This window comes from Streptococcus sp. 27098_8_51, from assembly GCF_041432205.1.
Classification (GTDB): domain Bacteria; phylum Bacillota; class Bacilli; order Lactobacillales; family Streptococcaceae; genus Streptococcus.
In genome coordinates this window covers 143,388-162,526 of the sequence record NZ_JAPVZE010000001.1, presented here as the reverse complement: position 1 = coordinate 162,526, position 19,139 = coordinate 143,388, and the positions used below count along the sequence as shown (strand labels likewise).

Sequence of the window (19,139 nt, the reverse complement as noted above, 5' to 3'; positions counted from 1 at the left end):
TTTTGTTTACATTTTGAACGAATTAAGCCTTGCCATATTGGGCTACAACAGCTTCGACTGCTGCTTTCTCACGCTTAATCAAGTCAACACGCGCTGCGATATCCTTGATCCCCATGCGGATATTACGGCTAAGAGCTAGGTCAGAAAGTTGCGGTTCAAAGAATTCCTTATACTCAGCCAAGCGTTCTTCTGTTTTAAAGATGTGTGATGGGAAGATGACAAAGCTATCAAAGCTCATATCCCCACCAAGAGCTGCCTTGATCCAATCCCAGTTTTCACGCGCCCATACCCAAACAGTTTCTTGAGTTGTTTGGTGTCCGAGGAATTGGAGGTACCATGAAGAAAGGTCTTGTGGTTTCACCACAAATTTGTCCTTCCATGAACGAATCAAGGTTTGGATATTGTCGGCATCTGTACTGTAGGCTAGAGCAGCTGCCAACTGGCGTTTGAAGACCGCATCCGTCGCATGAGTGTAGAGGTCCAGATAAGTTGCGACCAAGTCCTTGGTCTCATAGTGTTTCATTTCATTGATAAGAACTTGTGCACGGATGGCTGCTGGAAGTCCTGCAAGGTTCTCCTTGTGAGCTGCAAAGATTTGGCTAGCGACTTGACTAGCTTCTGCATCATTGGAGCGAATCATCATAGAAACGGCCAACTGACGAACCAATTCATCCTCATCTGATTCTCCGTCTTTGGCTTCAAAGCCAAGACGGTCATAGTTATGACGAGCCAATTTAGCAACCAGACTGTTAAAGGCTTTCTCAGTTTCTGTTCCTTCATCGATAAAGCGCTCAAGGGCAGAAATCACTTGAGAAACAGCTGAAACCACCAGATAAGACTCTTCCTTAGCAAGTTTATCAAGGACTGGAAGCAAGTCTGCATAAGAAATGTGCCCTGCCTCAGCCAACAAACGACGTTCTTGAACAATTTGCAGTTTGCTTGTGTTATCAAGTGTCTCTAGCTCAGCAAGAACAGCTTCTAACAAGTCTCCTTGATAGTCGGTAATATAGTGGGCAGTATTTTCAGTGTTGAGACGAAGAGCCCCTTCATTTTCAGCAAGAAGAGCTGCGTAGCCAGGGATTTCGATACTTTCAGTTTCGAGTGTATCTGGCAAGCCTTTCCAGTTGCTGTTCAGTGGCACAACCCAGAGACGGTTCTTGTCTTCGTGCTCACCGATAAAGAATTGTTTTTGTGAAATCTTCAAGACATCATTTTCAACTTTGACAGTGAGAACTGGATAACCAGGTTGTTCCAACCAAGAATCCATGAAGGCTGCAACATCACGACCTGATGCTTGACCAAGGGCATTCCATAGGTCACGACCGATGGTGTTACTGTACTGGTGCTTTTCAAAGTAGGCATGCAAACCTTTAGCGAAATCAGCATCGCCGAGCCAACGACGAAGCATGTGCATGAGACGGCTTCCTTTGGCATAGACGATAGCGCCATCAAAGAGGGTATTGATTTCGTCTGGGTGTTTAACTTCAACATGAACAGACTGAACACCATCCGTCGCATCACGTTCAAGAGCGAGAGGTACTCCACCTGTTTGGAAATCTTCAAAGATATTCCAACTTGGCTCGATGGCATCCACACAGACGTATTCCATCATGTTTGCGAAGCTTTCATTAAGCCAAAGATCATCCCACCATTTCATAGTCACGAGGTTACCAAACCATTGGTGAGCCAACTCATGTGCCACAACAAGGGCAACTTGTTGTCGACTAGCAAAGGTTGAGTTCTCATCCACAACCAAGTAAACTTCACGATAAGTCACAAGACCCCAGTTTTCCATAGCACCTGCTGAGAAGTCAGGAAGGGCGATGTGAAGTGATTGAGGGATTGGGTACTTAACTCCGTAGTAATCTTCATAAAACTCGATAGAGCGAACGGCGATGTCCAGTGAGAAATCAAGGTTGGATAATGGGTGAGCTTTGGTTGAGTAGACACCTACAAGGGTACCGTTTTTAGTTTTAGCGGTCACACCTTGCAAATCACCTGCTACAAAGGCCAACAAGTAAGAAGACATACGAGGTGTTGTCGCAAACTTCCAGATGCCTGTTTCCTTACGGTTTTCCACATCAATTTCTGGCATGTTTGACAAGGCCACTTCACCTTCTGCTTGGTCAAAACGTAGAGCGAGGTCAAAAGTCGCTTTTGCTTCTGGCTCATCCACACATGGGAAGGCTTCGCGCGCAAAATGGCTCTCGAACTGAGTAGACAAGACTTCCTTCTTGACTCCATCAACTGTGTAGTAAGAAGGGTAAATACCTGTCATGTTGTCTGTGATTTTTCCTGAAAAAGCGATGACTAATTCAACTTGACCAGCCTCAGCCAATTCGATATGAAGGGCTTCATTGTCATGGTCAACTGTAAATGGACGAGCTTGACCTGCAACTTCCACAGAAGTGATTTCCAAGTCTTTTTGGTGAAGGGAAATACGATCACTCTGTGCTTGACCAGTAATGGTTACCTTCCCGGAAAAGGTCTTGGTCTCACGACTCAAGTCTAAAAATAAATCATAATGTTCAGGAACAAATTGGGTAATAAAATGTTCAACTGCTTGCATAGTTTTCTCCTATTCTAAGTTTAAGAGTTTTACTCTTCTTCAAACAAACTTATTATATCATGTTTTGCTTTAGAAAAAAGGATTGGACGGTAATTTCCAAAACTTTCTTCCTTCTGCAGTCTACAGTGGGTAGACCTTGCGAAATTCTTCCAAAACGACCTTGCTGTCAGGCGTAAAAGGCAGCCCAGCTTCCCTCATCCACTCGGTGAAACAGTCTTCATGAACCTGACGCCAATAGGCTAAAGATTTGTCTCCCTCACCTTCCTTATAGGCATGGTCTGCAGAAACTTGATTGAAATGCTGAACGGAGACCTTAGTAATTTCGACAATGCAGACAGCCTGATTTTGACTGTCTAAAATGACATCGAAGGTCCCTTCTTGCGGAAGAGGTTCGTCCTCTAGTGCATAGAGGTCGTAGGCTGAAGCTGTTGCAGTCTTTTCGCCTCTTAAAACCAAATCTGCTAAAAGGTCTGGTTCCACTCCAAAAGCCCAAGCATCGATTTCATCTCCTATAGAGGGGTTGATTTTCTTATATGCATTCCACATTTCTTGCGGTGTCATGGGTGCTCCTTTGTAATTTTTTACTTTCTTCTTTTATGTGTTTAAGATGATCTGGATGGTCAATTTCTAAATCAAAAATCTCTAGAATAGAACTGTAGTGAATAATGCACTTGATACTCAACTGATTCATTTTTTGTATGAAAGAATCATTCAGATAGCCTGCTACAGCAAAGTCAATCTTTTTCATCCTTGCTTTATCCTGCATATCTCTTAGCATATCTAACATAATTGGACTTTCCATATCATGCCATTGACTGTTTCTCACAGTGGCAAAAATAAAAGAAGTCAAATCATTCATTCCAACTATAATCTTTGAAATACCCGTTTCCAGTATCCTGTCCAAGTCAAAATATGCTGACGGTAATTCAATCATTGTACCGACTTTTCCAGTAAAACCATGCTCACGCAATACTCTAATAGCTTGTTTTAACTGCTCAGCATCATTGATAAAAGGAAAAATAACAGACAGATTGGGATTTGTTTGATAAACTTCTGTAACGACATGTGCTTCAGCCTGAAATTCATCAGGACACGCCAGCAAGCGCCTAGTTCCTCTATAACCAAACAAGGGATGATTTTCATCAAAATGCTCTTTAGTCCCCTCTAAACAATTAGCTTCTGTATTTGTTAACTCTGAAAAACGATACCAAACCTCTTCATCTGAGTACAAGGAGCAAATGGTATCTAGATAATCTTTTACAAATTGTTGACAACTTGCTAATAGGATATTTTGATTGAGCTCTCTCAGTAAGTATTCTCCACGAATCATACCGACGTGGTGCAATAACTGAGGATAAACTTTTTCAACAATTTGTTCGCCACTAAGAGCAAGTTGGTTTTGCATAGCCATTCACCTCGTCTTAAAACATACAATATCAGATATCATTATATGATACCTTCCTCTAGTTCAAAAGCTTCATAAGGTTCAAATAACTCATATCCTAAAAATTCTGCTACTTTTTTGGAAGCCTCGTTATGAGCATCCCAAAGTGGAAACATATCTCTATTTAAACTCTCCAGAATCATTGTAGCACCAAGCTTTTTAGCAAATCCATTTCCTTGTTCGTTTGGTCTAGTTGCAACTTCCACTTCAACTGCTCCACGGTAAACTAACCCTGAGGAAATCCCAGCAATCAGTTCATTATTTTTAAGAATCACAAAGCCAAATCCACCCTTTAAAACAAAATCCTGATAGGACTCAAAATCCCCCAGTAAATCTTGTGACCATTCTTCCTCAGAAAAGCAGTTATAAATATGATTATCAATAGGCACAATATTGTAATCTTCCTCTAAGTGAGTAACTAGACCATTTAGAAATTCAACTTGAAAATTTGCCTTATCTTTAAAAGAATAGCGAGTAAAAGAATTTAGCTCCACTTTCCGATGTAGAAAATCTTGCCAATTAGTATCTTCTGAAATAATAATCTTATAATCTAAACCGTATTTCCTAACAAAATCTTCCCAAAATCTGGAATCCAACTCCCCTGCTAGGTATAGAAAATTTCCAACATCATAAAAGCTTGTTGTCCTATCACTGTTTCGGTAGACAGTTCCGATTTGAGATTTAAGACCATAAAGAACCATATTTTTCTTCCATGTTTTAAATAGTTCCATTATCCCCCTACTTCACCTTCCAATTCATATACAAGGTCTTGTCCAGCTCTGGAAATCCTAATAATTCAGACTTAACCTTCAAGACTAAGGGCGAAGCATTTTTTTCTGTGATCTCTTGAATATCCATCCAAACATATCCGAGCGAATCATTCGCACCATCAGAGACAACTTCCGAAATCGTAACTTGAGCTTCCTTCTCGTTGACCTCAATATCATAAAATGCCATGATATGGTGAACCATAAAATTTTTTAACTCTTCCCTGACGAAAACATCGTAGATTCGAGGATTGGAGTAGTTTCTAACAGTAAAGCCCGTCTCTTCCATAACTTCTCTAATCAGCGTTTCCGTCAATCCTTCATCAAGTTGCTGACTACCACCAGGTAGATCATAACGATGTTGATAAGGGCCTCTCGTTTTTTCAATGCAGAGTAACTTCCCGTTTTCAAAGCAAACAGCATAGACTCCAAAGTGTTTTTTGATTTCCATCCAACTCCTCCTACTTCAAAGACCAGCCACCATCTATTGTCAAAATTTGTCCCTGCATGGCAGATGCCTTTCCACTTGCTAAGAAAAGGCTGATTTCTGCTATTTCCTCTGGCTCAATCCAGCGCTTGATTGGCGTTTCACTAGCCACCCAGTCAGCTAAGCCACCTGGTTCAAAGTCGGCAGCAGTCATAGCTGTCTTGACAGCACCAGGAGCAATCCCAAAGACCTGAATCCCAGCTTCAGCATAGTCTAGAGCCAACTGCTTGGTAAAGCCAGCTAAGGCGTGCTTAGACGAGGTATAGGCATGACCACCACCACCTGCTAGGCTCGAAGCGATGGAGCACATATTGATGATGATTCCCTTTTTACTTTCCAGCATTTGCGTCAAATAATGTCGTGTCATCTCAACTGGAGTCACATAGTTAATTTCAAAAATCTCTTGGATTTCCTGGGCAGATTGTTCTAGTAAAGGTTTATAGTCATCCAAAACTCCAGCAGTATTGCACAAAACATCCACCTGAGGGCACCAGTCAAAAACAGGTTTCAAATCTAATGTCAAATCCCTCTGTAAAAAGTAGAAATCACCATCTAAAACTGGATTTTCTCCTTGATCTACACCATAAACTTGATAGCCATTCTCTAAAAAATGGCGAGCTTGAGCCAGTCCAATCCCTGAACTCACACCTGTAATGAGTACACGTCTAGTCATGGACTTCTACCCAATCCGTCGCCAAAACATCACAAGGCGTCGGACTCCACATGGAAAAGCCTTCCCCTTCTCCAGAAACGTTGATTAGGAAATAGGGCGTCACTTCAAGTGCAACCCCATTTTGCTCGATGGTGTCAAAAAGCTGCACATAGTTTTCAGCCCCTCCCCAACCAGTTCGTACATATTTTTTCTTAGCCTTTAATCCAGGCAGAATTTCTTCAAAAGTCATGTTGTTCTCCTTTAATGCTACATTCTTAGTTTAATTATAACAAAAAACCGTTTTCCAACGGCTTTTTGACTGTGATTTATTTAAATCTGCTTCTACTTACGGCAAATTATTCCCTGCTGCAAGATAAATTTCATACCATTCTTTTCTTGTTAAGCTAAAGTTTGCCGCTTGGCTAACTTCTCTCAAATGCTTAGGATTTGTTGTACCTACGACTGCCTGCATTTTTGCTGGATAACGCAATATCCAAGAAATGGCAATAGTTGAAGGGGTTACTCCATATTTTAAAGCTAGACGATCAAGTACTTGATTCAAAGCTTGAAATTTCTCATTACCAACAAAGTTCCCTTTAAAATACCCGAATTGTAAGACAGACCATGCTTGAATGACCACATCGTGTAATTTGCAATATTCAAAAACGCTGCCATCTCGCATCGTTGCTTGACTATCTTCCATATTAACATGAAAACCTGATTCGAATCCTGGAGTAAAAGCCGCACTCAATTGTAGTTGATTAACAGCTAACGGCTGCTTGACATCTTTTCTAAGCAACTCCATCATCATAGGATTTTGATTAGAAACTCCAAAATCTCGGACCTTACCTTGTTTATAAAGAAGATCAAAGGCTTCTGCTACTTGGTCAGATTCCATCAAAGCATCTGGTCGATGAAGAAGCAAGCTATCTAGATGATCAATCTTCAATCTTTGCAAAATTCCGTCAACTGATTTTATAATATAGTCCTTAGAAAAATCAAAATAGGTAAATTCTTCAATGCGAATGCCACATTTGGACTGAATCCACATCTTTTCTCTTAAATCTGAACGATTTTTTAGGACAATACCTAACAGTTCTTCACAACGACCACGACCATAAATATCAGCCAAGTCAAAAGCATTGATTCCAACAGAAAGTGCTGTTTCTACAATCTCTTCAACTTCTTTTACAGACTTATCTTTTATTCTCATCATTCCGAGAACAATTTCTGATAATTCTTTGTCATCTTGACCAAGAGTTATGTATCTCATCAAGTTTTTCTCCTTTAATGCTACATTATTAATTTAATTATAACAAAAAACCGCTTTACAACGGCTTTTTGACTGTATATCTGCTAAATTCTTCCTACCACTGCAATCCGGCTTCTCTAATTTCTTTCTTAGAAGCGAATTTACCATTTGGTCTGTGCCATCTTCCGTTTTTATCTCTAAAGTAGCCACCTGAATTTGTTGATTGTGAGTTTGATTCCTGGCTTTCTTCCTTTTCTTGTGCGGCTTGGCGAGCTTTTTCCTGCTCTTCTTCTTTTGCTTTCTTTTCAGCTGCTTCTTTTTCTTCAGCCTCTTTCTTGGCTTTTTCCTCAGCTTCCTTCTTAGCTTTCTCCTCAGCTTCTTTCTTAGCTTTTTCTTCTTTGTTTTCAACTGTATTTTTAGCAGTACCGTCCAAGTAATTGATTTCCGCATTAGCTGAAACATTGTCTAAAACGACATGCGTCACCGAATACTGATCAACCTTTTCTTTACTACCACCCAACTTGATCTCCAAGAGTTTGCCGTTTTCATCAATTCCCACATACTGCAATTCAATTTGTCTCGGAATCAATTCATCCTTCTGATAGATTGGGGTCACCTTGTAGTCAAGATAGTAGTTCGGATGATTGGCCAACCAAGAGTCCAATCGATTCTCATAGTAAAGCATGCTTTCTTGATTAGTATTATCTGTTCCAGAATAATTTCCAGCATTGAGCTAATTAGTCATAGGGACCAAGTTTTTCTTTTCATCATACAATCCACTAAATTGGTACCCGATCAGATGGCCTCGACTCATCAGCCAAGCTTCTTTTTTACCATCACCATAAAAGAATTTATAGTTGTGCCATCCAACTGGATCATAAGTCAACTTAGGTTCTCTCTTCTCAGTTGGCTCATCGCTGTCCTTGAGTTGAATATGAGCACCCGTCGCGCGTGATTTGGAATCCAATTCCCCAAGTTCTAACTGCTTTTCATTTTTAAAAGGCAAGAGTCCAGCTTCTTTAAACAACTTTTCATCGAACTTGGCTTGCTTCTGTTCGACTTTTTCTTCTGGAACTGTTTGTTCTACCTTATGACCAGAACAAGCAACAAGTGTTGTTACTGAAAGTAAGGCAAGTGAAAGGGTGAGCAACTTTTTCATAAAAAACTCCTTTATTTTGTATAATAACTATATCAATCCTTCCTTTTACATTTTACTATCATTTTGCTAATTATTCAAGAATAAAGAGGCTATTATTATCCTATTTTCTTCCTTTATCCAAAACAAAAACGATAACCACTTTTTCAGTAGTTACCGTTGATTTCTTTTGATTAGTCTTTCCAACCAAGTTTGCTGTTGATAGTCATCATGATGCTGGCTATCTTCTCACCCCAGTATGGATCTGAAGCATAGCGAACATTCATTCCGGTTGCTTTATTTCCAAGGTGGTCTCTACCATAGTCAATATAATTCTCACGGATCCACTTGGCCGCTCCGAGAATTCCTTTGTCCACATTATCAAAGCTCTTGGCTGAGAGATATGGGCTAGTATCATAAGCAGCAATACCAAAGAAATTGTTCTTATCTCTGGCAATTTGACTGCGTCCCCAAGCACTTTCAAGGGCACTATGGGCCATCAAGTAAAGGGCATTTACACCGTAGCGTTCCTCAGCTTCTTTGAAAGTCGCTCCTTTACCTGCAAGAGGACTATCCTGCAAGTTCATCATCGAATACAGTTTATCCAATTCAGCTGCACTATAATTACTTGGTTCTCTCAAGTTTTTATAGAGGAAAGGATTTTTAATGGTAAAGCCATCAAAATGCTCTCCATCAGTTGAGTAGTACTTCTTACCAATAACCATGGCAGATGTGTGTGGAGCTACTTTGATACTCGTATAAGGAGAGAGTTCATGGTAGAGGAATTTCCCATCACTAGTATAATGAGGGATAAACTCGCTTCCTTCATCTACTGCTGTCAAATCACTTTGATTCATATAGCCAGACAAGCCAGAAATCGAAACTGCAAGTCGGCCGCCTTTTCGCGTCGAGCTATCCAGTGAAACAATGCTTCCTTGGTTAATGTAACTCAAGATTTCTCCAGATGCACTATAGACATAGGCTGTGATGGGTTTAACTTTGTAATATTTGGTTTTATCCGCAACATGCCATCTACCAGAAGCATCCAAAGTATGACCATCCACAGTTTCATTTTTTGCCATATAACCGCCTGATTTAAGGTAGTACCATGATTGGTCGGATGAATCGTAGATTAATTCTTTCTCAGCCATCTTTCCATTTGACTTGAGGTAGAACCAATTGTTCTTGTACCATACCCACTCACTCGCAGCCATATAACCACCAGATTTGAGATAGTAGTAACCATTATCCCAGAGCCATTCTTTATTGGCATAATTTCCATCAGAGTTAATATAGAACCAAGAGTTATAATTCTTGTCAAAGAGCCACCCTTTGCCAGCTTTTGCTCCACTGCTCGTCACATAACTGCGGTCAATCCAAGTTTCCGTAGAGAGGTAGCCGCCTGATTTGAAATGGTAATCCTTTCCTTTGATGGTTTGCCAACCTTTTTCAGCATAGGTTCCGTCAGCTTTCAAGTAAAACCAAGAGTTATAATTCTTGTCAAAGAGCCATTCCGATTTCAATTTAGCTCCACTCTTCGCAACATAGAAGCGATCTATCCAGCGCTCGGTAGAAAGATAACCGCCTGATTTGAAATGGTAATCTTTTTCTTTAATCGTTTCCCAGCCTTTTTCGGCATAGGTTCCGTCAGCTTTCAAGTAAAACCAAGCATCATAATTCTTATCAAAGAGCCATTCCGATTTCAATTTAGCTCCACTCTTCGCAACATAGAAGCGATCAATCCAACGTTCAGTAGAAAGATAACCGCCTGATTTAAAATGGTAGTCCTTCCCATCTATAGTTAACCACCTATTTTCAGCATAGGTACCATCTTGTTGAAGGTAGAACCAACTGCTATAGTTGTCATCATAAATCCAGGCTTGTTTAACCTTATTACCATTTTCTGATATATAGCTTTTACCAAGCCAAGCATTTTTCAGCATTTTACCTTGTGAATTGATGTAGTACTGGTTCTCACCTTGAGTGATCCACTCATCTTTGGCCATTTTCCCGTCTTCTTTAAGGTAATATTTTTCTTGACCTTGTTGAATCCATTCTTTTTGAGCTTTCTGACCATCAGACTTTAGATAATACCAGGATTCTTTTTCCTGATTAAATACCCACTGTTCCTTTGCTTTAGCACCACTTTCAGTCACATAGTACTGGCCAACCCACGTTTTCGTAGCTAATTTTCCAGCTTCGTTAAAATAGTAATCTTTACCACCAACTGTCAACCAGCCATTTTCTGCACGTTGACCATTATCTTTAAGATAAAACCAGTTCTGATGCGTTTGGTCAAAAAGCCATTGCTTGGTTGCTGGTTTCCCGTCTGCTTTGAGGTAGGTCTTTCCTTGCCAAGTCCCCTCTTCTGCTTTTGCTGTCTCCACTACAGTAAAAAAACACCCCAATAAGCCAGCACTTACTAGGGCCACTTTCCATCGTTTCATTTAAATGCTCCAATAACGTTTTCTAAACCCTATTGTAACATAGTTAATCGACGGAAATATTACAAATTGATGAAGATTCTATTTCTTGTTGACGATAAGGAAGACCTAGCTTATCTCAGATTGGCTTTGACTTCCTGACGGAGATTTTCTAGACTGCTAATGCCGTATTTATCCATGACTTTTGGTAAATTTTCAATAATATCAGGACAGGCATATGGATTGGTAAAATTGGCTGTTCCAACTCCGATAGCAGAGGCACCAGCCAGATACATTTCTAGCGCTGCTTCAGCAGAATCCACTCCTCCCATTCCAATGATGGGAAGGTCGGTTGTTTGGGCGACTTGGCGGATGAGTTTGAGGGCTACTGGAAAGACTGCTGGTCCAGACATTCCACCTGTTCCATTGGCTAGGATTGGTTTTCTGGTTTTAAGGTCAAAGCGCATACCGACAAGGGTATTGATCATGGTTAGGCCACTTGCCCCTGCATCTTCTGCGGCTTTGGCGATGGTGACAACATCCGTTACACTAGGGGTTAATTTAACATAAACTGGCACATCAGAGGCTTCCACAGCTGCCTTTACCACTTCATAAGCCAAGTCAGGATCTTGCCCAATCAAAAGTCCATGATTGCCGTGATCCACATTCGGACAAGAGATATTGAGCTCGATAGCTTTTACATTTGTAGCCTTGGAAATCCCCTGAGAAACGGCAGCGTACTCTTGTTTTGAAAAGCCTGCTACATTGGCGATGATGGGAAGCGAAGGATATTCTCTTTCCAGCCAAGGCAACTTTTCAGCTAAAACAGCTTCTAAACCTGGATTTTGTAAACCGATTGCATTGAGCATACCTGCAGGCGTTTCTGCCACCCTGGGAGTAGGATTCCCAAAACGGGGTTCAAGTGTCGTCGCCTTGATCATAATGGAGCCTAAAAGGTCTAAATCATAGTATTTGGCATACTCTTGGCCGAAACCAAAACAGCCTGATGCTGGAATGATGGGATTTTTCAAATCCAAGCCCGGTAGAGAAACTTGTAAACGTTTGTTAGTCATGACTTTCTCCTTATAATACAACTGTTCCTGTGCGAAAAACAGGGCCATCTTCACAGACGCGTTGGCTGACGGTCTCACTATCTGGCACTTTTAGAACGCAGGCATAGCAAGCTCCCATCCCACAAGCCATACGAGATTCTAGAGATAGATAGGCTCTTGGATGATCATAAAAGGTTTGATTGATATACTTCATCATTCCCGGAGCACCACATGAGTAAACCGCATCAAATTGACTGTCTAAATCATTGATAACAACAGAAACATTTCCCTTGATGCCATAAGAACCATCATCTGTCGTTACAAAGACCTGACCATATCGGGCCAATTCGGTTTCGAGAATAACAGCATCCTTAGTCGCAAAACCGAGGACTGTCACTACTGTCACCCCACGCGCATGCAATTCCTTGGCTACTTCTAGCAAGGGTGGAACACCAATCCCACCACCAACGAGGAGGACTTGACTCTGGTCGTCTAGGTCAGACAAGTCAAAACCATTTCCCTGAGGTCCCATCACATCAAGAGTATCTCCCTGACTTAAGGTTGAAAAAATAGCTGTCCCAGCCCCCTCAATCCGATAAATAAGGTGACACTGCTTGTTTGCTTTGTCAATAGACGAAATTGAAATAGGGCGGCGCAAGAGATGGGCGTCATCAGGCACACGCAGATGAAGAAATTGGCCGGCTCGCATGGCTTCAACCATCTCCCCTTCTAGGACTAATTCAAAGATTGCTGGCGCAATTTCCTCTTGTGCGACCACCTTCATGGTTTCCAAACGAATGGCACCCAAACGCTTCTTACATGTGGGATTCATGACTTTTCCTCCTTAAATTTAAGGGGACCAGATAAAGAAAAGGCCTTGCTAATGCAAGGCCTCAGTTGGGTTAGGCTAGAACTCATGCGCACACTTAAAAAGTCTCCACAGAGAGTCCCCTTATCCCTTTTATCTGACACCTTGTGAGTCTCTCTGGACTCCCCTTAAAGGTTAAATTTGTATTAGTATACTCTTTCAAAGAAAAAAAGTCAAGTAGAAAACGAACATTCTACTTGACTTCACTGGATTATTTTTCACGAATGACTTCGACCTTGTAACCGTCAGGATCCTTGACAAAGTAATAGTTTGGTTGAGTTCCTGGAAGTCCATTAGGAGCTGTCACCTCATAGCCTTTAGCGCTATGTTCTTGATGTAGGGCCTCAAGGTCAGGTGTACTGAGGGCGATATGGGCGAAGCCATCTCCTACCACGTAAGGACCGTGATCATAGTTATAGGTCAACTCCAACTCATAGTCATCCCCCTCAAGTCCTAGATAGACAATGGTGAAAGCATGATCTGGAAAATCTCTGCGACGCAATTCTTTAAATCCAAAAGCATCTTGATAAAAAGCGATTGATTTTTCAAGGTTTTCTACTCGCAAGCAAGTGTGTAGCATTTTTGAAGCCATTTTCATTACCTCTTTCGTTTTAATAGTTCTATTATACCTTTATTCAGGAAAATTTACTAGAAACTTGAACCAGAGTCCTCTTCTCTACGCTTTCATTCTAAGCAGCACTTTTACGATTTTCCTTGCGTATATTGCGAATAAGGAAAAGCATGATCAGGACAAAAAGTCCCTCGAGGAAGTAGAACGTAAATTCGCTGTTCATGATTAGTAAGTCTTTGTAATGATAGTTATTACCGAAAACTGAATTTGGTGCAAATAGGATTCGGAACAGTCTTCTTAGGAAAATAAAGATCTGCAATCCATAAATCATAAAGACCTTCTTCACACCAATCATGAAGCCTTGTTCCTTTGTAAAATAAGATAAGGCAATTCCATTTAACAAGAGGATAACAGTTATAGCCAGTGTTTCATTTCGTAGAATAGTTGGATCAAAGATATCTAAACGGCTGTGAATATATGGCAACGTTTGAAAGAGTAGGATTCCCAAGATTGCTGGTATGAAAATTTTCTTCAGAGATGGTGGAAATCCAGGACTGAATCTTGTAAAAGACAAGCAAATCACAAGGATTGCAAAAATATGGAAGTAGGCTGTTGCAACTCCTGAAATAGTCTGGCTTTGATTTACCAAAGCAGAAAGAAAACCAGCAGAAAGAAAGATACCGATAGGAATCAGCTTCTCCAAAGAATAATCCCACTTCAGCCCCTGACTCACTTGGAAACCATCGATGAAGCTGAAAAATGTAATGAACATAAGGGCACCAATGAGACCAAATGGTAAGGATGGAATGACGAGGATTAATAACAAGATTAATAGGAACCATGGATGAGGACTGTAGTAGAATTTCCGTTTTTCTCCTCTAGCAGTCACTCCCTCCTCAATCGGTGTTTTCCTTAATTTTAGCATATAGACGTAAAAGAGTGAAAACATGCCCGCATGAACCCATGAATTATAACCAGGTCGCTCTATAATACTGAGTAGCAAACATACAATCGTAAAGAGACCAGAGAAAATCTGAAGAAACTTATTATTAAATACCTGTCTTTTTTTCCAATCCAAATAAGAGAGCTTGGCCTTTGGATGACTAAGTTCATAAGCATAAGCTGTCATCTCTTCTAGTTTCTGGTCTGTCTCCTCCGTCATCATTTGGGGAGCCATTTTAGAAGTAGGAAAAGGAGCCAAAACATATCTCAAGAGCTTGCCATCTGTAAACCGATGGTACTCCTTATAGATTTGTTGAAGCAAAATCGTTAGAATGCGTGGTCTTCCTTTAAAGTAGCTTCTCCACTTTTCCCAATCATTGATATCTTCATCGCTCTTGGTGAGCTTATCTATATAAAGATAACCTTCATTGTACCAGTAATCAAAATTTTCTTTTTTGTTAAGTGCATACTCCTCTACCACTGAAGGATAAGAATGGATACTCTTCCAGAAATGAAGTTTCTTCAGGTAAGGATTTGATTCCTCATCACTATAACGCTCCACAAATTGGAAAACAAGGGCTAACACTTTCGCATTGGTTAAAGGATAGACGTCCACCTTTTCTAACAAATCAAGTAGGAGCGTGTGATCTTTGACTGATTCAAAAAGGTATTGCCAATCACGTAACAGTTTATACTCGTCTTCATAGTGAGCATGGAGCAACTCATAGAAGGCTGCCTCAACTTCATCCGGATTATCTAGAGTGTAATGACTAAAGTCAACGTTTTCTCCCAGCTCCTCTTTTACTTCCTCTAAGTAATCAGCCAAGTCGTTCAAGAGTGGATAATCCTCTTCAAATATGACTTGTCGGTTTTTTTCCAGGATATAGGTTAAAACGGGCACACTCTTGATTATCTGACGATTCTGATTTACTTGATCTAAGACCATAAAGGCCAAATAAGGGTGCTTGAAAAACTCTATCCAGGAGCTCAATTGATTTGCTTTGTTAAAATCTTGGAGAATTTCTTGGCAAAGTTGATAAGAATAATAGAATTCTTCAGTGGCTTCATGTGCGCTTTCAAGCGAACTGCCTTCCTCTTCTGCTATAGCTCTTTTAACTTTCCAATACTTCAATTTATAGTAATAGCCCCAGTGTCGGAAGTCAGGTATATAATCTTCCAGCAAGGGAATGAGGATAGAGAATTGCTCTGGTTTATTAAAAATATAAACATCCATTTCCTCTAAAACGGATTGAACAATGTCCATATCATACTGATACTGATGAAAGAACTGACGCCATAGATGCTCTTGTTCCTCTTGGTTATAACCGTCATTTCCAACAATACTTTCAATCGCATTTCGAATCAGATAAGTTTCTTCATTATAACCACTAAAGTCAAGAGTAGACCTTGTTATTCCTTCTTGCCCTTGGTTCTCTTCGTCACCAAACGTTTCAAAGTTGAGGGTATTCGTAGCTCTTTCTTCAGAATCTCCATTTAGCTGAACTTCCTCATCATAGTCACTAAAGTCAAGGGTGGACTTTTGCTCATTCTCTTCTGCTTTAAAGGTTTCAAAGTTAAAGGAATCGCTGGTTTTATCAGTCGATTGCTGATAATCACTGAAATCAAGACCAGATCTTTCAGACTCTTCGTTCTCAGTCTTCGTTTTTTCAGTCAAGTTTTCAAAGTTGAGACTAGAGTTAGGCTTTTCATTCGCCTCTTCTTCAAGTTCAGTAGCTTCTTGAGAGTCACTCGCTTTTTTGAGACTATTTTCTGGTCTTGTGTTTCTAGACCTCGCATAAGTCAGGGCTTTTTGGTAAGCTTCAACAATTTCTTGGTAAATTTCTGGTTGGTCTTCTGGGTGATAGAGCCGAACCAATTCAGCATAACGCCTTCTAATAAGCTTGACGTCAGTCGTTGGCTCTATCCCTAAAGTTTCCCATATATTCATAAGGTCTCCTCTTTTATAGTCCTCGCTCTAGAAAGTCTAGATAGTTTGAAAATGATTGATAAAGTTTTGGCAAATGATAAACAGATGCTTGACTGACCTCTTCTTCAAATCGTCTAGTTTCAGCCATTAGCTCATCTCTTCTTCTCCCCAAGAGCATACTGTACACACGATTCGCTTTTTCAATCAAGAAACGATAAACCTCTGTTTCTTGAGCATTGATCTTATAGCGAGTCAACTCTACTTGCTTAGCCTTGATTTCCTTTTCTGTCAGAGTAACACTATCTTGGAGAATAACATGACTAAAGACTTCCTGTGTTGAATCAATTTTCACTTCGACATCCAAAATCCCATTTAAATCATAGGTAAATCGAACTGTGAAACTTTCATTTACTCGAGTATTCACAGGGACGGGAACTTCTAATTCTCCTAGGAACAGATTTTGTGATGCTTTCATCATCTCACCTTGATAGACCTTTATCTTGACTTGGCTCTGTCCCAATTCAGCCGTATAGTACTGTTCGATGCGTGAAGCAGGGAGGGTAGAATTTCGCTCAATAATCGGCGAAAAGCGGTCGCCAACTATCTCAATCCCCAGTGTAAAAGGACAAATATCAGACAGTAATAAATCTCGTATCTCACCCTGGCGTTCTTTTATTCCTGCTAAAAGGGCACAACCTCTCGCAATCATCCGATCAGGATCATCTGAAACCTGCACCATTTGATTGATACAGTAAGATAAAAAGTCCTGAACCAAGCGGAGTTTCGAAGTCCCACCAACAAGAACAAAGTTATCTGATGATACATAGCTATAGCGCGCATCCATCAAGGCACGGTCCAAAACGGCCTTAACACGGGCTAGCAGAGGTTGACAAAGCTCATAAAAACGCTGGTAGCTCAAGTCTAAAGTGTATTCCTGTTCTTGGTCCAGAACTGTCATCTTTACTTCTTCTTTCTCATTGAGTTCTACCTTTTTCTTTTCAGCCTGTACCAGAATTTTGCTATAAAATTCTCGTGAAATCGTATCCTTGGTTAATTGATTAGAAACTAAAAATTCCTCAGCAATAGCCGCAGTGAAGTCTTCGCCTCCCAAACGATTGTCCCCTGCGATCGACACGATTTCGACGATATTATCAAAAAGCTCCACAACTGAAATGTCTAGAGTTCCACCGCCAAAATCGACTACAATAAAAGATTGATCTTCCTGGTTTACCATAGATCTTTTAGCAAGAGCCGCTGCGGAAGGTTCATTGATAATCCGATCAATCTGAACTCCAGCAAATTTACCTGCTAGTTTGGTCGCATAGCGTTGAGCATCGTTGAAATAAGCTGGTACACTAACAATCACTTCCTCGACCTTTTCTCCAAGATAGGTCTCTGCATCGTCTACCAACTTTCGAATGATAAAAGAGCTTAATTCTTCAGCCTTATATGCTCGATTTCCTAGTGTCAATTCATGCTTGGTCCCCATAAAACGCTTGAACTGAGAAACCGTCTTATCTGGGTGGGTCACCAAGCGTTCCTTGGCAATTTTTCCAACTATAATCTCATCATTGTCATCCAAAGCCACAACAGAAGGAGTCAAATATTCACCAAAAGCATTGGGAATCAGCTTAACCTGACCATCTTGGTATACCCCTACTAAAGAATTAGTCGTTCCTAAATCAATACCTACTATCATTTTCTTGTAACTCCAAATCTTTTTTAGATATTCCTATTATACAGGAAATATCCTATTTTCTTTGAAAAAATCTGTCATTTACTCTTTAAAATCGAAAATTGTTTAAGGAAAATAAAAAAGTTTCACCCTGCTCTTGCGGTAAAAACCACGAGAGTAAGAATGAAACAGTTGTCATTATTTACCAAGTTTTGCTTTAGCTGCATCTGCAAGAGCTGTGAAAGCTGCTGCGTCGTTAACAGCCAAGTCAGCAAGCATTTTACGGTTAACTTCGATTTCAGCCAATTTCAAACCATGCATCAATTGTGAGTATGAAAGTCCGTTCAAACGAGCTGCCGCATTGATACGAGTGATCCACAATTTACGGAAGTCACGTTTTTTCTGACGACGGTCACGGTATGCATAGTAGTAAGAGTTCATTACTTGTTCTTTTGCAGTACGGAACAAGATGTGTTTAGCTCCATAGTAACCTTTTGCTAATTTAAGAATACGTTTACGACGTTTGCGTGATACAACGCCACCTTTAACACGTGCCATGTTTTATTTCCTCCAAATATTTCCTAGAATTGTTTACTTACTGTTAGGCTATTATTTCAAGCGAGTAAGCATTGCTTTGATACGTTTGAAATCTCCTGAATGCACCATAGATGCTTTACGAAGATGACGACGTTGTTTCTTAGTTTTTCCGTGGAAACGGTGAGAAGTGTAAGCACGGAAACGTTTAAGTCCACCAGAACCTGTACGTTTGAAACGTTTAGCTGATGCGCGGTGTGTTTTTTGTTTTGGCATGATTTTTTCTCCTTTATTTAACTTTCTGACAATTATTTTTTGTCAGTTGCTGGCGCCAACTGCATGAACATTTGGCGTCCATCCATCTTAGCTCGTTGTTCGATGATCGCAATATCTTGTGTTGCTTCAGCAAACTCAGCTAAAACTTTTGCACCAATCTCTTTATGGGTAATCATACGCCCCTTAAAGCGAATAGATACCTTAACTTTATTTCCTTTTTCAAGGAACTTGCGTGCATTGCGAAGTTTTGTGTCAAAGTCACCCTTGTCAATAGTTGGACTCAGACGAACTTCTTTCACAGTAACAACACTTTGTTTTTTACGTTGTTCTTTTTGCTTTTTCTGGTACTCAAATTTGAACTTACCGTAGTCCATAATTTTAGCAACAGGCGGTTTTGCTTGGGGTTGAATTAAAACTAAGTCAACATTCGCACTATCAGCCAATGCTTGCGCTTCGCTGAGTGGCTTGATGCCTAGCTGTTCTCCCTCAAGACCGATCAAGCGAACTTCACGTACACGAATTTCATCATTGATGAATAAGTCTTGCTTTGCTATGGTTTTCACCT

General features: G+C 40.4%; 17 protein-coding genes and 1 pseudogene. All 18 read right to left on the bottom strand.

The window, feature by feature from the left end:
• Positions 1–22: 22 nt before the first annotated feature.
• The 18 genes and pseudogenes from O3622_RS00785 to infC all read right to left on the bottom strand — a co-directional run bounded on the left by O3622_RS00785 (position 23) and on the right by infC (position 19,137).
• The gene (locus tag O3622_RS00785; RefSeq protein ID WP_371606893.1) at positions 23–2,569 is read right to left on the bottom strand and encodes a M1 family metallopeptidase; all 2,547 of its coding nucleotides are present in this window, start codon (positions 2,567–2,569) and stop codon (positions 23–25) included.
• Positions 2,570–2,689: 120 nt separating this feature from the next.
• Positions 2,690–3,130 carry an ASCH domain-containing protein gene (locus O3622_RS00780; protein ID WP_125825831.1) on the bottom strand — a complete coding sequence of 147 codons (441 nt, stop codon included), beginning with the start codon at positions 3,128–3,130 and terminating at the stop codon, positions 2,690–2,692.
• Complete coding sequence (locus tag O3622_RS00775; protein WP_371606892.1) at positions 3,099–3,974, bottom strand: putative PEP-binding protein; 876 nt, start codon at positions 3,972–3,974, stop codon at positions 3,099–3,101. The genes O3622_RS00780 and O3622_RS00775 overlap by 32 nt, the downstream gene beginning before the upstream one ends.
• A gap of 41 nt (positions 3,975–4,015) precedes the next feature.
• Complete coding sequence (locus O3622_RS00770) at positions 4,016–4,744, bottom strand: GNAT family N-acetyltransferase (protein WP_371606891.1); 729 nt, start codon at positions 4,742–4,744, stop codon at positions 4,016–4,018.
• 7 nt (positions 4,745–4,751) lie between these two features.
• The gene (locus O3622_RS00765; protein ID WP_000403326.1) at positions 4,752–5,231 is read right to left on the bottom strand and encodes an NUDIX hydrolase; all 480 of its coding nucleotides are present in this window, start codon (positions 5,229–5,231) and stop codon (positions 4,752–4,754) included.
• Between the two features lie 10 nt (positions 5,232–5,241).
• Positions 5,242–5,940 carry a 3-oxoacyl-ACP reductase gene (locus O3622_RS00760; RefSeq protein ID WP_371606890.1) on the bottom strand — a complete coding sequence of 233 codons (699 nt, stop codon included), beginning with the start codon at positions 5,938–5,940 and terminating at the stop codon, positions 5,242–5,244.
• A complete protein-coding gene (locus O3622_RS00755; RefSeq protein ID WP_000141913.1) occupies positions 5,933–6,169 on the bottom strand; it encodes a DUF2829 domain-containing protein in 237 nt (78 codons plus the stop codon). The genes O3622_RS00760 and O3622_RS00755 overlap by 8 nt, the downstream gene beginning before the upstream one ends.
• A gap of 96 nt (positions 6,170–6,265) precedes the next feature.
• Complete coding sequence (locus tag O3622_RS00750) at positions 6,266–7,192, bottom strand: aldo/keto reductase family oxidoreductase (RefSeq protein ID WP_001269447.1); 927 nt, start codon at positions 7,190–7,192, stop codon at positions 6,266–6,268.
• A gap of 94 nt (positions 7,193–7,286) precedes the next feature.
• Positions 7,287–8,330: pseudogene (locus tag O3622_RS00745) on the bottom strand (DNA/RNA non-specific endonuclease).
• Between the two features lie 170 nt (positions 8,331–8,500).
• Entirely contained in the window at positions 8,501–10,753 is a 2,253-nt protein-coding gene (locus O3622_RS00740) for a glucosaminidase domain-containing protein (RefSeq protein ID WP_371606889.1), read from the bottom strand.
• A 110-nt stretch (positions 10,754–10,863) separates the two neighbouring features.
• Positions 10,864–11,850, bottom strand: coding sequence for a dihydroorotate dehydrogenase (locus O3622_RS00735; protein WP_161800715.1), 987 nt, complete (start codon positions 11,848–11,850; stop codon positions 10,864–10,866).
• The gene (locus O3622_RS00730; RefSeq protein WP_001070074.1) at positions 11,813–12,613 is read right to left on the bottom strand and encodes a dihydroorotate dehydrogenase electron transfer subunit; all 801 of its coding nucleotides are present in this window, start codon (positions 12,611–12,613) and stop codon (positions 11,813–11,815) included. Before O3622_RS00730 ends, O3622_RS00735 begins: the two co-directional genes overlap by 38 nt.
• Positions 12,614–12,860: 247 nt before the next feature.
• Entirely contained in the window at positions 12,861–13,241 is a 381-nt protein-coding gene (locus tag O3622_RS00725; RefSeq protein WP_000157150.1) for a VOC family protein, read from the bottom strand.
• Between the two features lie 97 nt (positions 13,242–13,338).
• On the bottom strand, positions 13,339–16,110 hold the full coding sequence (locus O3622_RS00720; protein ID WP_371606888.1) for a J domain-containing protein: 2,772 nt from the start codon (positions 16,108–16,110) through the stop codon (positions 13,339–13,341).
• 13 nt (positions 16,111–16,123) lie between these two features.
• Positions 16,124–17,788, bottom strand: a complete 1,665-nt coding sequence (locus tag O3622_RS00715) for a molecular chaperone HscC (RefSeq protein WP_049477539.1) — start codon at positions 17,786–17,788, stop codon at positions 16,124–16,126.
• A 174-nt stretch (positions 17,789–17,962) separates the two neighbouring features.
• On the bottom strand, positions 17,963–18,322 hold the full coding sequence (gene rplT, locus O3622_RS00710) for a 50S ribosomal protein L20 (RefSeq protein ID WP_000124830.1): 360 nt from the start codon (positions 18,320–18,322) through the stop codon (positions 17,963–17,965).
• 51 nt (positions 18,323–18,373) lie between these two features.
• Positions 18,374–18,574 carry a 50S ribosomal protein L35 gene (gene rpmI, locus O3622_RS00705; protein WP_001125942.1) on the bottom strand — a complete coding sequence of 67 codons (201 nt, stop codon included), beginning with the start codon at positions 18,572–18,574 and terminating at the stop codon, positions 18,374–18,376.
• Between the two features lie 32 nt (positions 18,575–18,606).
• Positions 18,607–19,137, bottom strand: a complete 531-nt coding sequence (gene infC / locus O3622_RS00700) for a translation initiation factor IF-3 (RefSeq protein WP_000848184.1) — start codon at positions 19,135–19,137, stop codon at positions 18,607–18,609.
• Positions 19,138–19,139 lie beyond the last annotated feature (2 nt).

Coding starts and splice junctions, on each gene's coding strand:
- O3622_RS00740 (WP_371606889.1), bottom strand. CDS start 10,753: ATGAAACGATGGAAAGTGGCCCTAGTAAGTGCTGGCTTATTGGGGTGT.
- O3622_RS00750 (WP_001269447.1), bottom strand. CDS start 7,192: ATGAGATACATAACTCTTGGTCAAGATGACAAAGAATTATCAGAAATT.
- O3622_RS00785 (WP_371606893.1), bottom strand. CDS start 2,569: ATGCAAGCAGTTGAACATTTTATTACCCAATTTGTTCCTGAACATTAT.
- O3622_RS00765 (WP_000403326.1), bottom strand. CDS start 5,231: ATGGAAATCAAAAAACACTTTGGAGTCTATGCTGTTTGCTTTGAAAAC.
- O3622_RS00720 (WP_371606888.1), bottom strand. CDS start 16,110: ATGAATATATGGGAAACTTTAGGGATAGAGCCAACGACTGACGTCAAG.
- O3622_RS00770 (WP_371606891.1), bottom strand. CDS start 4,744: ATGGAACTATTTAAAACATGGAAGAAAAATATGGTTCTTTATGGTCTT.
- O3622_RS00755 (WP_000141913.1), bottom strand. CDS start 6,169: ATGACTTTTGAAGAAATTCTGCCTGGATTAAAGGCTAAGAAAAAATAT.
- O3622_RS00735 (WP_161800715.1), bottom strand. CDS start 11,850: ATGGCCCTGTTTTTCGCACAGGAACAGTTGTATTATAAGGAGAAAGTC.
- rplT (WP_000124830.1), bottom strand. CDS start 18,322: ATGGCACGTGTTAAAGGTGGCGTTGTATCACGCAAACGTCGTAAACGT.
- O3622_RS00725 (WP_000157150.1), bottom strand. CDS start 13,241: ATGGCTTCAAAAATGCTACACACTTGCTTGCGAGTAGAAAACCTTGAA.
- O3622_RS00760 (WP_371606890.1), bottom strand. CDS start 5,940: ATGACTAGACGTGTACTCATTACAGGTGTGAGTTCAGGGATTGGACTG.
- O3622_RS00775 (WP_371606892.1), bottom strand. CDS start 3,974: ATGCAAAACCAACTTGCTCTTAGTGGCGAACAAATTGTTGAAAAAGTT.
- rpmI (WP_001125942.1), bottom strand. CDS start 18,574: ATGCCAAAACAAAAAACACACCGCGCATCAGCTAAACGTTTCAAACGT.
- O3622_RS00780 (WP_125825831.1), bottom strand. CDS start 3,130: ATGACACCGCAAGAAATGTGGAATGCATATAAGAAAATCAACCCCTCT.
- O3622_RS00730 (WP_001070074.1), bottom strand. CDS start 12,613: ATGAATCCCACATGTAAGAAGCGTTTGGGTGCCATTCGTTTGGAAACC.
- O3622_RS00715 (WP_049477539.1), bottom strand. CDS start 17,788: ATGATAGTAGGTATTGATTTAGGAACGACTAATTCTTTAGTAGGGGTA.